This window comes from Methylobacterium sp. CM6246 (assembly GCF_054818005.1).
On sequence record NZ_JBTXKY010000001.1, the window covers coordinates 2344439 to 2357710 of the forward strand.

The window sequence follows — 13272 nt, forward strand, 5'->3', positions numbered from 1 at the left end:
GAAGACCGCGACGAACAGAGCGAGGCTTCGCCGCATCGCGACTATCGCGCCACCGGCCCTTCCAAGCGCAGGCGTCGGCTGAGCCGCTTGTGCAGGTGGACCATCAGGGCGATCCCGAACAGCGGCGTCAGCAGGTTGAGGATCGGCACAACCATCAGGGCCGACATCAGGCAGCCGGCGCCGAGCGTCCGGAATGCGAAGGTCTTGCGCATGTCGGCGGCCTCCGGGAGTGGCCGGAACCGGGCCGCCGCCATCTCGAAATATTCCCGCGCCAGCAGGTAGGCGTTGGCACCGAAGAACGCCGCGATCCCGATGACCGGCACGAAGAAGATCACCAGGGCCGCCAGGTTGACGAGCAGCGTCACACCCGCGAAGCGCACCGCGTAGAAGAGCGCGGTGCCGAGCGGCATCGGCCGGCCCGGGGGATCGTTCGGGAAGTCCGTGCGCTCGACGATCGCGGCGGCATCGTCGAGAAAGAACCCGGCCACCAGGATCGAGATCGCCGGCATGAGGTAGGCCAGCACCACGAACAAGCCGAAGCCCGCAAGGTAGTAGGCGAGGTTGTCGAGGATCGGGTACTGGGCGGAGATGTGGTGGCTCGCCTGGAACGCCTCGACGAGGTGGGTCAGGCCGAACCAGAGCAGGACCAGGAGCCCGAGCGTCAGGCTCAGGGATTTCCACAGGATCGCCCGCAGCGGCGGGGAGAAGGTCTGGCGCAAAGCCGCCGCGGCGGACTCGACGATCATCGGGCGGGGTTTCCGGCTTGAGCGCTTGCCGCCGATGAGACACCGGTTCGGCGCGAAGGAGCGCGAGACCTCGGGGACGCGGCGCCGGAAGCGGCGCGGCAGCGTTGTGAAGCGGTGTGGCGACCGGCGCAAGGCCGGGCACGGCCGCACCGGAGCGAGCGGACAGGAGCGCGCGTGCAGGATACCAGGGTGAAGGCCTCGACTTCATCGCATGCTGAGGTCCGCTCCGCGGATCCGCCGCGCGCGCCGGATTACCGGCCGCGCCTGGCGCCGCTGCCCAGGGATCCGGAGGTGCTGGTGATCGGCGCCGGTGCCGCCGGGATCGGCGCGGCACGGACCCTGGTGGAGCAGGGCGTGCGTGTCGCCGTGCTGGAGGCCCGCGAGCGGATCGGCGGCCGGGCCTTCACGGTGTCGATTCGCGGCCATGCCCTCGACCTCGGGGCCCATTGGCTCCATGCCGGGCCGATCAACCCGCTGGTCGCGTTGGGCCGGACGCGCGGAGAGCGCCTGAAGCTGGCTCCCCAGGAGAGCCACGTCTGGGTCGACCGCCGCCGGGGCAGCCCCGAGGAGATCCGGGCCAACGCCCGGGCCTTCGACCGGGCGGACCAGGCCATGACCCGCGGCGCGGCGCAGCCGGGGCCGGACCGCCCGGCCAAGACCGCGCTTCCCCAGGGGCTCGGCCCCTGGGGCAACCGCGTTGCGCAGGTCCACGGGCTGGTCTCGGGCCGAGCGCTCGACGAGGTCTCCCTCCACGATTTCCCGAGCCTCGAATACAGCGAGAACTTTTTTCTGGCCGGGGGCTACGGCAGCTACATCGCCCGGCTCGCCAACGACCTGCCGATCGCGCTCGCGAGCCCGGTGACCCGCATCGACTGGTCGGACAGCACGGTGCGCGTGGAGACGGCCGACGGCACCGCCTATCGGGCCCGGGCGGTGATCGTGACGGTGCCGGTCATGGTGCTGCGCAACGGCCCGGCCTTCTCGCCGCCGCTGCCGAACGCGGTCCGGGCGGCGATCGACGGCTTCTCCACCGGGATCTACGAGCACGCGGTGCTGCACTGGCCGTCCAGCCCGTTCCGGGGCCGCGACCGGCTGGCGGCGATCCACGGCACGCGACCGGCGCCGGCCGGCCTGCTCACCCGGATCGACGATACGCCGTTCCACTATTACGAGCTCGACGTGCACGAGGCCGAGGCACTCGACGCGGCTGGCTCGGGCCCGGACGGGGTGCGCCGCCATGTCCGAGCGGTCCTGGCCGAGCAGTTCGGCCGGGGGCGGCTGCGCGACCTGACGATCCCGGCGGTGAGCGCGTGGCGGCACGATCCCTGGTCCCGCGGCTCCTGGGCGGTGGTGCCCCCCGGCCACGCGCCGGCCCGCGCTTTCCTGCGCGCGCCGCTCGCCGACACCGTCTGGTTCGCCGGCGAGGCGCTGTCGCGGCTGCAATGGGGCACCGTGGGCGGCGCCTACGAGGAGGGCGCCCGCGCCGCCGCGGCCGCCGCCGAGCGTATCCGCGCGGGCACAGGCTGAGGCGCACGCGCACCGCCCACGGCCGCGCGCCTTGCCGGAGCCCGGCGGGACGGGCATCCCGCTCAAGCTCGGGACGTGGTGGAGGCGCGCGTGGATTGGATTGAGGCGATCGGCTACCTCGGTACCGCGCTGACCATCTCGGCCTCGGCGATGAGCACCATGATCCCGCTGCGGATCATCTCGCTCTGTGCCAGCTGCGCCGTGATCACCTACGGCATCCTGATCGGCAGTATGCCGGTGGTGCTCACCGAGGCGATCCAGATCCCGTTCAACGCCTATCGTCTCTGGCAGATGATGCGGCTGGTGCGCGATGTCGAGACCGCAGCCGACGGCAATCTCTCCCTCGAATGGCTGCGTCCGTTCGGGTCGCAGCGCCCGTTCGGGGTCGGCGAGGTGGTGTTCCGCAAGGGCGAGGCGGCCGGCGAGATGTACTACGTCGAGAGCGGCGCGTTCCGGATCCCCGAGGTCGGAATCGAGGTGCGCAGGGGCGGGATCGTCGGCGAGCTCGGCCTGCTCGCGCCCGGCAACACCCGCACCGCCTCGCTGGTCTGCATCGAGGCCGGCAACGCGCTGTGCGTGTCGTATTCCGACGTGAAACAGCTCTACTACCAGAACCCGGAATTCGGATTCTACTTCCTCAAGCTCACCAGCGAACGGCTTTTCCAGAGCGTGCAGAACGACCCGCAGCCCGTGGCAGCCCACGGCGACGCGCTGTAGCGTCGCCGCCTGCGCTCAGAGCATGCTCGGCAGGATGCGGTCCGGCGGGCGGTGGCCGTCCATGAAGGTCTTGATGTTGATGATGACCTTCTCGCCCATGTCGGTGCGGCTCTCGTAGGTCGCCGAACCCATATGGGGCAGCAGCACGACCTTGCCCTGGCGGGCGAGCTTCACCAGCCGCGGGCTCACCGCCGGCTCCTGCTCGAACACGTCGAGTCCGGCCGCCGAGACGTCGCCGGCCTCGATCAGCCGCGCGAGCGCGCTCTCGTCGATGACCTCGCCGCGGGCGGTGTTCACGACGATCGCCTCGGGCTTGAGCAGCTTCAGGCGCCGGGCCGAGAGCAGGTGATAGGTCGCGGGGGTGTGCGGGCAGTTCACCGACACGATGTCGACCCGGGCCAGCATCTGGTCGAGGGATTCCCAGTAGGTCGCGTCGAGCGCGCTCTCGATCGCGGCCGGGACCCGACGGCGGTTGTGGTAGTGGACCTGGAGGCCGAAGGCGCGTGCGCGCTTGGCGAGCGCCTGGCCGATCCGGCCCATGCCGACGATGCCGAGCCGCTTGCCGGTGATGCGGCGCCCGAGCATCCAGGTCGGAGACCAGCCCGTGGTCCAGTCGTCGTCCGGGATGATCCGCGCACCCTCGGTGACCCGGCGGGCCACCGCGAGGATCAGCGCCATGGTCATGTCGGCGGTGTCCTCGGTCAGGACGCCGGGCGTGTTGGTGACCGTGATGCCGCGCTCCAGGGCGGCGGCCACGTCGATGTGATCGACGCCGTTGCCAAAATTGGCGATCAACCGCAGGTTGGGGCCGGCCTGGGCCAGCAACCCGGCATCGATCTCGTCGGTGACGGTCGGGACCAGGACGTCGGCCTCGCGCAGCGCCGCCGCGAGGGCGTCGGCCGGCATCGCGGCATCGTCGTGACTGAGGCGAACGTCGAAGAGTTCGCGCATCCGCGTCTCGACGGCATCCGGCAGGCGCCGCGTCACGACCACCAGCGGCTTGCGCTTCGACACGTCTCTCTCCCCGTCAGCCTCGCGGCCGTGTTGGCGATCCCCGCCCGGCGGCCCCGTTCCGGACCATCCGCGGCAAGCGTCCGTTAACCGAACTCGGCCAGACAGGTCAGGTGCGAGGCACCGGTCCCGGAGCCTGTTCCGACCCATCGGCCTCTCTACCAGAGGTGGGCCGGAACACAATCGGATGCCGGCGGGATCCGCGCATCGACGGGCCGTCCTGTCGACATCCCGTGCCCGTTCAGGAGACCTGGCCCGTACGGGGGATCTTGCCGGTTCGCGGGATGCAAAATCAACCGACCGTGCGGATCGGCCCGAGGCGGCTCCGTGCGGCACCTGCACCCGGGAAAGGAAGAAGACCATGCGCGTGTCACGCCTGAGCTTCGCCGTCGCAGCGCTGCTGCTGGCCGGCCTCGCCCCGGCGGCCGCGGCCCCGCCGGTCGCCACGCCCGAGACCGGCGTCGGCCCCGTGACCAAGCTGCCGCTGCCGCGCTACGCCAGCCTCAAGACCGATCGCGTCAACCTGCGCGAGGGTCCCTCCAAGGATCACCGCACCCTGTGGGTGTTCCAGCGGGCCGGCCTGCCGGTGGAGATCGTCGGCGAGTTCGAGACCTGGCGGCGGATCCGTGATTCGGAGGGCACGGAGGGCTGGGTGCTGCACTCGCTGCTCTCGGGGCGCCGGACCGCGATCGTCAATGCCGGCCCGGACAAGGGCGCCGAGAAGGCTGCGATCTCACTGCGCGCGAAGGCGGACGAGGGCGCGGCGGACGAGGCACGGCTCCAGACCGGCGTGATCGGCAACGTGAAGAATTGCAGCAGCGGCTGGTGCCGGCTGATCGTGACCCTGCCGAACCGCCGGGAGGTGGACGGCTACATCCGCCAGAACCGCCTCTGGGGCGTGTATCCGAACGAAGTCGTCGAGTAGGTTTTCGTGGTTGCGGCGACCCGGCTTCTCCAAATCCCTCGCTCATCCCGAGGGGGGCGGCGTGTCGACTCGCCCGCGACGGACCCCTCCAACACCCGCGCGATCGCTGGAGCGCGCCTTCGAGGCCTCCATTGCGTTCCGTGGCCCCAGGATGAGGGGCAGAGGTGGAGGGTCGGCGCTTAGAATGGCCGACAGCCGGTCGGTTGAGGACCGGCAGGCGCTCGCCTTCGCGAAGCGGGGTGCAGGCCTCGTCCCACGTACGCGCCGCGGGTTCTCAGTCCCTGTTCATGCAGTCCGTCACGTGCCCCCTCTCCCGTGCGGAAGAGGGTTGGGGTGAGGGGACAGGTCTCTTCGGAACGGGCGCATCCCTCACTTGGCTCTCTGCGAGAGCAGACCTCTCTCGCACGGGTGAGGGGACCCGCCACTCATTCGGCCAGAACCGGCGCGCAATAAAAAAGCCGCCCGATATCGGGCGGCTCAAAGTCGGTGCAGGTGGCCGAAGCCGCCCCGGAAAACTCAGCTCTGGCGGCGGGAAGCCGGGCGGCTGCGGCGCAGGCGGACGATCACCTCGACGCCGGCGATCTCCATGCCCTCGGGGGCCTCAGGGAGGGAATCGACCGTGATGCCGCAATCCGGCATGTCGATCACCTGGTTCTCGTCCTCGAGATAGAAGTGGTGATGCTCACTCGGGTTCGTGTCGAAATAGGCCTTCGACCCGTCGAGCGCGAGTTGGCGCAGAAGCCCCGCCTCGGTGAACTGATGCAGCGTGTTGTAGACGGTGGCCAGCGAGACCGGCACCTTGGCGCGCATGGCCTCGTCGTACAGCATCTCGGCGGTCAGGTGCCGGTCGCCGCGGCCGAACAGGAGCCAGCCCAGGGACAGACGCTGACGGGTCGGCCGCAAGCCGGCCCGGCGCAGACGGTCGCGCAGATCGGACAGCGGGCAGCCGCGACGCGGCATGCCGTTCGCTTCCAGCTGGGGGGCGGGGACCCGGCCGTTGAGGATCGCCTGAAGGGGCAGCAGTTCGGACATTTCGGGACTGAACGCTCGACGAGGACCCTGAAGGAATGGGATTCGTCATACTATACGGAACTGGACATGCGGTCGCAACCCGAGCCGGCTCACACGCCCACCGGAGGCGTTGACGGCTTTGACGGTGCTGCGCCCCGTGCTAATCCGCGCGCCGAACGACCGGGCGCCTGTCGCGTATCGCGTGCCTGCCCGCCAAGACAATCCAGAGGAAACAGCGACCTTCATGCCGCAAGACGCCGAGACGCCAGCCCAGGCCGCGAGCCGCAAGTCGCACTATTCCTACGAGGATCTACTGGCCTGCGGGCGCGGCGAACTCTTCGGCGCCGGGAATGCGCAGCTGCCGCTGCCGCCGATGCTGATGTTCGACCGGATCACCAGTATCGGCCATGAAGGCGGCGCCCACGGCAAGGGCCACGTCACCGCCGAACTCGACATCCGCCCCGACCTCTGGTTCTTCCCCTGCCACTTCCAGGGCGATCCGGTCATGCCGGGCTGCCTCGGGCTCGACGCCTTGTGGCAGATGCTGGGCTTCCATCTCGGCTGGCTCGGCTCTCCGGGCCGCGGCCGCGCGCTCGGGGTCGGCGAGGTGAAGCTCGCCGGCCAGGTGCTGCCGTCGATGACGAAGGTCGTCTACAACGTGGACGTCAAGCGTGTTCGCCAGGGCAAGCTGGTGCTGGGCATCGGCGACGGCTGGCTTGAGGCCGACGGGGCGCGGGTCTACCAGGTCCAGGACATGCGGGTCGGCCTGTTCCAGAGCTGATCGAGTCGCGTTCCGGGGGCGTCTTTCGCATCGTGGCGGCAACGCCCGGCGCCCTCGGCAGTTGAGATTATGTCCGCGTCACCTTAGCTGACCGGGACGCGGCCCGGGCGACCGGCGCCGCGACGGAGGAATCGTCACGACCATGCGCCGCGTCGTCATCACCGGGATGGGCATCGTCTCATCCATCGGCAACACCACGCAGGAGGTGCTCGCCTCCTTACGCGAGGCGCGCTCTGGTATTGCGCGCGACGCGAGCTACGCCGAGCACAACTTCCGCAGCCAGGTCTCCGGCAAGCCCAGCCTCGATCCCGAGGGCGTGGTCGACCGGCGCGCCATGCGGTTCCACGGCGGCGGCTCCGCCTGGAACCACGTCGCGATGGATCAGGCGATCCGTGATTCCGGCCTGGAGCAGGCCGAGATCTCGCATGAGCGCACCGGCATCATCATGGGGTCCGGCGGTCCCTCGACCCGGATCATCGTGGATGCCGCCGCGATCACCCGTGACAAGGGCCCGAAGCGGATCGGTCCGTTCGCGGTCCCGAAGGCGATGTCCTCGACCGCCTCGGCGACGCTGGCGACCTGGTTCAAGATTCGCGGCGTCAACTACTCGATCTCGTCGGCCTGCGCGACGTCCAACCACTGCATCGGCAACGCCGCCGAGATCATCCAGGGTGGCCGGCAGGACATCATTTTCGCCGGCGGCTGCGAGGATCTCGACTGGACGCTGTCGTCTCTCTTCGACGCCATGGGTGCCATGTCGTCGAAGTACAACGACACGCCGGCCCGGGCCTCGCGCGCCTACGACGCTAAACGGGACGGCTTCGTCATCGCCGGCGGCGCGGGCGTGCTGGTCCTCGAGGAACTCGAGCACGCCAAGGCCCGCGGCGCGCGGATCTACGGCGAGGTCGCCGGCTACGGCGCCACGTCGGACGGGCACGACATGGTCGCCCCCTCGGGGGAGGGCGCGGTGCGCTGCATGCGCCAGGCGATGGAAGGTCTGAAGGGTGCCCGGATCGACTACATCAACCCGCACGCGACCTCGACCCCGGTCGGCGACGACAAGGAGATCGAGGCGATCCGAGAGGTGTTCGGCCGCGGCGAGGATTGCCCGCCGATCTCGGCGACCAAGTCGCTGACCGGTCATTCGCTGGGCGCCACCGGCGTGCAGGAGGCGATCTACAGCTTGCTGATGATGCAGAACGGCTTCATCTGCGAGAGCGCCCACATCGATACGATCGATCCGGCTTTCGCCGACATGCCGATCCTGCGCCAGCGCCGGGACGACGCCAAGCTCGGCCACGTCCTGACCAACTCGTTCGGCTTCGGCGGCACCAACGCCACCCTGGTCCTGAAGCACGTGGACGCTTGACTGTCTCTTCTCGGAACCACCGCGACGGGGGCGGCGTTTACGGTTTGGTGAATGAGGTGGTGACGATGGGTACGTTCCTGATCGGTGCACTGGGCGGTCTGATGCTCGCAAGCTGCGCTGCAATCTACGCCAAACAAGCGCTGATTGAGGAAGCCCGTTCGCATACGGACGGGTATTTCTAGACCGCTCATCCACCCAGCGATGAACGCCCCGCCCGCCGGCGGGGCTTTTTTTTGCCCGATGCAGAGACCGGTCCGGTTTGGATCGCGCGGCAAGCCGCGTTAAGGCACCCTCGTCGCGGCCCGAACAACGGCATCGCGACCCGTCGCCGGTCCTCGGTGGCGGCGTGCTCGTACGGAATGTGAGTCGGCATGACAGGTTTGATGGCGGGCAAGCGCGGCCTGATCATGGGCGTCGCCAACGATCACTCGATCGCCTGGGGCATCGCCCGGACCCTCCACGCCCACGGCGCCCGCCTGGCCTTCACGTATCAGGGCGACGCCCTGGGCCGGCGCGTCGCACCGCTGGCGGCGCGGCTCGATTCCGATATCGTCATGCCCTGCGACGTGGAAGACATCGCCTCGGTGGACGCGACCTTCGCGGCCCTCGACGAGCGCTTCGACGGTGGGCTCGACTTCGTCGTCCACGCCATCGGCTTTTCCGACAAGGCGCAGCTCAAGGGCCGCTACGTCGACGTCACCACCCGCGAGAACTTCGCCCGGACCCTGACGATCTCGTGCTTCTCGTTCACCGAAATCGCCCAGCGCGCGGCCAAGCGCATGACGAACGGCGGCTCGCTGCTGACCCTCACCTACGGTGGCTCGACCCGGGTGATGCCGAACTACAACGTGATGGGCGTGGCCAAGGCGGCGCTGGAGGCCTCGGTGCGCTACCTGGCGAGCGATCTCGGCCCGGACGGAATCCGGGTCAACGCTCTCTCGGCCGGCCCGATGCGGACACTGGCCGGCGCCGGCATCGCCGACGCCCGCCTGATGTTCAACCACCAAGCGGCCCACGCTCCGCTGCGCCGCACCGTCAGCCTCGACGATGTCGGCGGCTCCGCCCTCTACCTGCTGTCGCCGCTCTCCGGCGGAGTCACCGGCGAGGTCCATTTCGTCGATGCCGGCTACAACATCATCTCGATGCCGCGCCCCGACGTGCTCCAGGCCCAGGACGCGGCCGGCGTCGTCGGCGACGCCTGAACCGCGAGCCGGCTACTCCTCCGGGACCCGCCCTGGCGGCACCGGTCCGCGGCTGCGCGAACGCTCACCCCGGACCGATTGGCGCTGGCGCTCGATCCGAACTTCGTCCGGGCTCGGGGGTGCCGACGGGTAGTTCGAAGCGAACGGATTCTGCGGCGCAGACCGCGAAGAGCCGCCGAAGAGAGAGTCGAAAAAGCTCTCCTCGGCGTGGACATTCGTCGAAGCAACGAGGAGGCCGAGGGCCAGGATCGGTCGAAGCGTCGTCGTCATCGGTCGCCCGTAGCCCCACTTTCCGGCGGATCGGAGGCCGGTCGGGAACCCGGCGGCGCGCGACGTGTTCGCGCTCAACGAATCCCAGCGCGTACAGGAGTCGAGATGTCCGAGGTTACCTATCGCATCGTCGAGCACGATGGCGGCTTCGCCTACAAGGTCGGCGACGTGTTCTCCGAGACCTTCCCGAGCCGCGAGGAGGCACTGCAGGCTGCCCAGGCTGCCGCCGCCGAGCAGCAGGTCCCCGGTTCGACCGAGGGTATCCGTTACCAGGACCGGGCCGGCAGCTGGCACGACGAGACGGCGCAGGGGAGCGACCGCCCCCGCGCCAAGGTGGTCGATTAGGCCGATCCGGCGGATCGGCGGGTGGTGCCATGGCACGCGCGAAGGCCATGACCCGAGGGGCGGGGCGTCAGGCCCTGTCGAAGCCGGAGGCCTCTCCGAAGGCGGCGCGCCCCAAGGGCGCCCGCCGCACGACCCCGTCGCCCGAGACGCTGGCGGCCCTGGGGCCCGACCGTCTGATCGGCCTGATCCTGGGCGAGACCGCGCGCAACTCCACCTTCAAGAAGCTGGTCACCGCAGCGCTCGCCGCTCTGCAGGGGCCGGACGCCGTGGCGGCGATGATCGACCGGCGCCTGGCTGCGCTGGAATCTGCGCAGGGCTACATCGACTGGCAGAAGCGCAGGGCCTTCGCGGCCGATCTCAACGCCACCGTAACGGTCATCGTCGACGAGTTGCGCCCCCTCGATGCCAGCGCCGCCCTGGAGCGGCTCCGGCGGTTCCTGGACGGCGCCGACGCGGTGCTGAACCGGGTCGACGACAGCACCGGTGCGGTGCAGGGCGTCTACGAGCGCGCCAGCGAAGCTTTCGTCGAAACAGCAGCCAATCTGCCGCCCGCTGCGGCCGCGCAACTGGCGACCAGCCTCGTCGGCCCATTCACGGCCGACCCGTTCGGTCCCCTCGGCACGCTGCTCGGCGAGATCATGCCGACACTCGACAGGGACACCCTTTCGGAGATCGATGCCGCCCTCGCGGAGGCAGCTCTCGGGATGGCGAAGGGTGGCGAAGCCCGGAACGAGACTGCATACCGCCGCGTCGCCGCCCGCGGCCAGATCCTGCGCCTGCGCCAGGTCATCGCCGACCGGCGCAACGATACCGACGCCTTCATCGCGATTGAGACGGAGATCGCTTCGGGTCGAGAGGACCGCGTGTCGATCGCGCAGCGGCTGCTCGCTGCCGGCCGCGCCGAGGAGGCCCTGGACTGGATCCGGCGCACGCCGGAGAAGGGTTTGCGCATCGTCACGCGAGCCGACCTGATCGCCGGCTACGACCCGCGCGGTCCCGAGCGCGAGCGCCAGGCGCTGGAGATCGACATCCTCGACGCACTGGGCCGGAGCGATGAAGCGCAGGCGCTGCGCTGGGCGCTCTTCGCGCGCGACCTCGATGCCCCGATGCTGCGCGCCTACCTCGCCAAGCTCCCGGATTTCGAGGACGAGGAAGCGCTTCTCAAGGCGCTGGATCACGTGGAATCCTTCGCCAATCCGCACCGGGCACTCGCCTTCCTGGTGACCTGGCCGGACCTCATGCGGGCCGCCAGGCTGGTCGAGGGGAACCGGGAGGTCTGGCAGGGCGAGCACTATCCCGTTCTGGCCCCGGCCGCCGACGCGTTGGTCCAGGATCATCCGCTGGCGGCCACGATTCTGTATCGGCGGCTGCTAGACGGCATCCTCGATGCCGGCCGGAGCGCCGCGTACACGCACGGCGCCCGCTACCTTCTGGAACTCGACACCCTCGCCGAGCGTCTGGAGACGGGCGCGATCAGCCCGGCCCCGGCTGCCTATCGGGAGGCTGTGCGACGCGATCACGGCCGCAAGCACGCCTTCTGGGGTTTGCTAAGGGATTGAACGGCTCCGGTTGCCGTTCGCGTCAGCGTTGCGTGTTCGCCGCGAGAGAGCCCGATAGAGCAGGACCTTCGGTCGTGTCGCCCTGATGCCGCCAGCGGGATGGCCGCCCGCTATGGCGCGTCCGAGACCTCGATGACATCGACCAGATCGGGATAGAACGCCACGTGGCCCGCGATCGCGGCCGCCGCCGGGAAGGGCGTTTCATAGCTCCACACCGCATCGGATCGCCGCGTGCCATCGACCAGAAGGTCGAAGTAGCGGGCATCGCCCTTGTACGGGCAGTGGCTGGTCCGTGCCGTGGGTACGAAATGATCGGCTCGGATATCGGCCCGCGGGATGTAGAACACGGCTTCGTAGCGGGATTCCTGAAGGCGCAGGGCATGACGCGTCTCGGCGACGGGTACGCCCGCCACGAGAACGCGCACCCGGCGCGCCTCAGGCGTGATCGTGATCGGATGGTCGGCGCTTGGGCTTTTCACGGCGTTCTCCCGGGTTCGGGCTTCAGTTCGACAGTACCGAGGGCGTCGGCCAAGCGTGATTTGGCGGTGCCGGGCCGAAGTGGCTTCTGCTGGCTCTCGTGCGGCACCCAGCCCGACAGCCACAACACCTCGAAGGTCGCCCGCACCCGTCCGTCCGGATCGGAGAAGCGCTCGGCGTAGACCTCCGCTGTACGCACCAAGGTCGCCCGGCGCAGGGGCGTACGCCGTCGCTCGGTGAGCACGTTGGTCATGCCCATCGCCCGCAGGTCCCGCATCAGCCCGAACGGGTCGGCGTAGCGCACCGTCAGGGTGTCGGTGTCGGCCACCGGCAGGGCGAAGCCCGCCCGCTGCAGCAGGGCGCCGGCCTCGCGAACCGCCGCGAACGGCGCCACCCGCGGACTGATCCCACCCTCGATCTCGCTTTCGGCTTGGGCGAAGCTCTGACGCAGCTCGGTCAGGGTGGCACCGCCCAGCAGGCAACCAAGGAACAGGCCGTCCGGCCGCAGCGCCCGGCGCAGCTGAATCAGCGTGCCGGGCAGGTCATTGACGGCCTGGAGCGCTAGCAGCGAGACCGCGAGGTCGAGGCTTCCGGCCGCCAGGGGCAGCAATTCCGGATCGCCGACGATCAGGTTCGGCCCGCGGGGTTTGGGCAGGGCAGCCAAGCGAAGATGCATGGCGTCAGGGTAGCGTGCGGCCAATACCGGCCTCGCGCCTGCACCCGGCGTCGCGAGGTCGAGCACCGTCGCGAAATTGCGCAGCACCGCCCCAAGGCGGTCGTCCATGTCTTCGACGACGCGGTCGAGCAGGAATCCGGCATAGCCGTTCCGTTCGGCACGGGCGAGGCGTGCGCGGGCGAGGACGGTGTCGAACAGGGCGGCCGGGGAATCCATGACGGTGCAGATGGCGCTTTCGAACGCATCCTGCCAGCACCCTCGAAGTCACCTGTGAAACCGATCGATCGCCGTCACACACAGAGCCGTGAGGCAGGATAACGTGGCGGAACGACTCGGCGGGGTCGCCGTTCCTGCTGCGACTGGCCGCAAGGCCGAGATTGGTTATAGAGTGCAGGTCATGAAGCGCATGCTCGTTGGAGCCGCAATGGCGCTGGCCACCCTCACCGCCGCGGGCGGCGCCGAGGCGAAGGGCTGCATCAAGGGTGCGATCGTGGGCGGCATCGCCGGCCACTATGCCGGCCATCACGGCCTGATGGGTGCCGCCGCCGGCTGCGCCATCGGCCGCCACCGGGCGAACGCCAAGGCCCGGGAGATGGATCAGCAGGTCGATCAGCGGGGCGCGCGTCCCGTCTCGGCCCGCTAGCGTCCGTCTGCGA

The 13272-nt window shown here is 69.6% G+C and carries 14 protein-coding genes; 9 read left to right on the forward strand and 5 right to left on the reverse strand.

What is annotated here, in order from left to right; translation table 11 throughout:
• Nucleotides 1–41 precede the first annotated feature (41 nt).
• Complete coding sequence (locus tag ACYQPG_RS11510) at nt 42–746, reverse strand: sulfate transporter family protein (protein WP_147906130.1); 705 nt, start codon at nt 744–746, stop codon at nt 42–44.
• Between the two features lie 189 nt (nt 747–935).
• On the opposite strand from ACYQPG_RS11510, the gene ACYQPG_RS11515 reads away from it, so the two are divergent.
• Nucleotides 936–2273 carry a flavin monoamine oxidase family protein gene (locus tag ACYQPG_RS11515; RefSeq protein ID WP_461232457.1) on the forward strand — a complete coding sequence of 446 codons (1338 nt, stop codon included), beginning with the start codon at nt 936–938 and terminating at the stop codon, nt 2271–2273.
• 90 nt (nt 2274–2363) lie between these two features.
• Nucleotides 2364–2990 carry a cyclic nucleotide-binding domain-containing protein gene (locus ACYQPG_RS11520; protein ID WP_147906129.1) on the forward strand — a complete coding sequence of 209 codons (627 nt, stop codon included), beginning with the start codon at nt 2364–2366 and terminating at the stop codon, nt 2988–2990.
• 15 nt (nt 2991–3005) lie between these two features.
• Here ACYQPG_RS11520 and ACYQPG_RS11525 read toward each other — a convergent pair whose 3' ends face one another.
• Nucleotides 3006–4004: a 2-hydroxyacid dehydrogenase gene (locus tag ACYQPG_RS11525; RefSeq protein WP_147906128.1), complete on the reverse strand. Its 999-nt coding sequence runs from the start codon at nt 4002–4004 to the stop codon at nt 3006–3008.
• Nucleotides 4005–4362: 358 nt separating this feature from the next.
• Between ACYQPG_RS11525 and ACYQPG_RS11530 the strand changes: the two genes are divergently transcribed.
• Nucleotides 4363–4926, forward strand: coding sequence for an SH3 domain-containing protein (locus tag ACYQPG_RS11530; RefSeq protein ID WP_461230977.1), 564 nt, complete (start codon nt 4363–4365; stop codon nt 4924–4926).
• Between the two features lie 516 nt (nt 4927–5442).
• On the opposite strand, the gene irr is transcribed toward ACYQPG_RS11530, so the two are convergent.
• Entirely contained in the window at nt 5443–5958 is a 516-nt protein-coding gene (gene irr, locus ACYQPG_RS11535; protein WP_147854769.1) for a Fur family transcriptional regulator Irr, read from the reverse strand.
• Between the two features lie 223 nt (nt 5959–6181).
• Here irr and fabA point away from each other — a divergent pair, with 223 nt between their 5' ends.
• The 5 genes from fabA to ACYQPG_RS11560 all read left to right on the forward strand — a co-directional run bounded on the left by fabA (nt 6182) and on the right by ACYQPG_RS11560 (nt 11463).
• Nucleotides 6182–6718: a 3-hydroxyacyl-[acyl-carrier-protein] dehydratase FabA gene (gene fabA / locus ACYQPG_RS11540; protein WP_461230978.1), complete on the forward strand. Its 537-nt coding sequence runs from the start codon at nt 6182–6184 to the stop codon at nt 6716–6718.
• 142 nt (nt 6719–6860) lie between these two features.
• Nucleotides 6861–8087: a beta-ketoacyl-ACP synthase I gene (gene fabB, locus ACYQPG_RS11545; RefSeq protein WP_461230979.1), complete on the forward strand. Its 1227-nt coding sequence runs from the start codon at nt 6861–6863 to the stop codon at nt 8085–8087.
• Between the two features lie 371 nt (nt 8088–8458).
• Entirely contained in the window at nt 8459–9289 is an 831-nt protein-coding gene (gene fabI / locus ACYQPG_RS11550; RefSeq protein WP_147906123.1) for an enoyl-ACP reductase FabI, read from the forward strand.
• 375 nt (nt 9290–9664) lie between these two features.
• Nucleotides 9665–9904, forward strand: coding sequence for a DUF2188 domain-containing protein (locus ACYQPG_RS11555; RefSeq protein ID WP_461230980.1), 240 nt, complete (start codon nt 9665–9667; stop codon nt 9902–9904).
• Nucleotides 9905–9933: 29 nt separating this feature from the next.
• Complete coding sequence (locus ACYQPG_RS11560) at nt 9934–11463, forward strand: DUF6880 family protein (RefSeq protein WP_461230981.1); 1530 nt, start codon at nt 9934–9936, stop codon at nt 11461–11463.
• Between the two features lie 110 nt (nt 11464–11573).
• On the opposite strand, the gene ACYQPG_RS11565 is transcribed toward ACYQPG_RS11560, so the two are convergent.
• Both ACYQPG_RS11565 and ACYQPG_RS11570 read right to left on the reverse strand, forming a co-directional pair.
• Nucleotides 11574–11942, reverse strand: coding sequence for a DUF427 domain-containing protein (locus ACYQPG_RS11565; protein ID WP_461230982.1), 369 nt, complete (start codon nt 11940–11942; stop codon nt 11574–11576).
• Nucleotides 11939–12832: a methyltransferase domain-containing protein gene (locus ACYQPG_RS11570; protein ID WP_419829460.1), complete on the reverse strand. Its 894-nt coding sequence runs from the start codon at nt 12830–12832 to the stop codon at nt 11939–11941. Before ACYQPG_RS11570 ends, ACYQPG_RS11565 begins: the two co-directional genes overlap by 4 nt.
• A gap of 181 nt (nt 12833–13013) precedes the next feature.
• On the opposite strand from ACYQPG_RS11570, the gene ACYQPG_RS11575 reads away from it, so the two are divergent.
• Nucleotides 13014–13259, forward strand: coding sequence for a hypothetical protein (locus ACYQPG_RS11575; RefSeq protein ID WP_419829461.1), 246 nt, complete (start codon nt 13014–13016; stop codon nt 13257–13259).
• Nucleotides 13260–13272 lie beyond the last annotated feature (13 nt).

What these genes read in the sequence shown, in the direction of transcription:
- ACYQPG_RS11510 (WP_147906130.1), bottom strand. Translation starts at nt 746, where the DNA reads ATGATCGTCGAGTCCGCCGCGGCGGCTTTGCGCCAGACCTTCTCCCCG.
- ACYQPG_RS11530 (WP_461230977.1), top strand. Translation starts at nt 4,363, where the DNA reads ATGCGCGTGTCACGCCTGAGCTTCGCCGTCGCAGCGCTGCTGCTGGCC.
- irr (WP_147854769.1), bottom strand. Translation starts at nt 5,958, where the DNA reads ATGTCCGAACTGCTGCCCCTTCAGGCGATCCTCAACGGCCGGGTCCCC.
- fabA (WP_461230978.1), top strand. Translation starts at nt 6,182, where the DNA reads ATGCCGCAAGACGCCGAGACGCCAGCCCAGGCCGCGAGCCGCAAGTCG.
- fabB (WP_461230979.1), top strand. Translation starts at nt 6,861, where the DNA reads ATGCGCCGCGTCGTCATCACCGGGATGGGCATCGTCTCATCCATCGGC.
- fabI (WP_147906123.1), top strand. Translation starts at nt 8,459, where the DNA reads ATGACAGGTTTGATGGCGGGCAAGCGCGGCCTGATCATGGGCGTCGCC.
- ACYQPG_RS11555 (WP_461230980.1), top strand. Translation starts at nt 9,665, where the DNA reads ATGTCCGAGGTTACCTATCGCATCGTCGAGCACGATGGCGGCTTCGCC.
- ACYQPG_RS11560 (WP_461230981.1), top strand. Translation starts at nt 9,934, where the DNA reads ATGGCACGCGCGAAGGCCATGACCCGAGGGGCGGGGCGTCAGGCCCTG.
- ACYQPG_RS11570 (WP_419829460.1), bottom strand. Translation starts at nt 12,832, where the DNA reads ATGGATTCCCCGGCCGCCCTGTTCGACACCGTCCTCGCCCGCGCACGC.
- ACYQPG_RS11575 (WP_419829461.1), top strand. Translation starts at nt 13,014, where the DNA reads ATGAAGCGCATGCTCGTTGGAGCCGCAATGGCGCTGGCCACCCTCACC.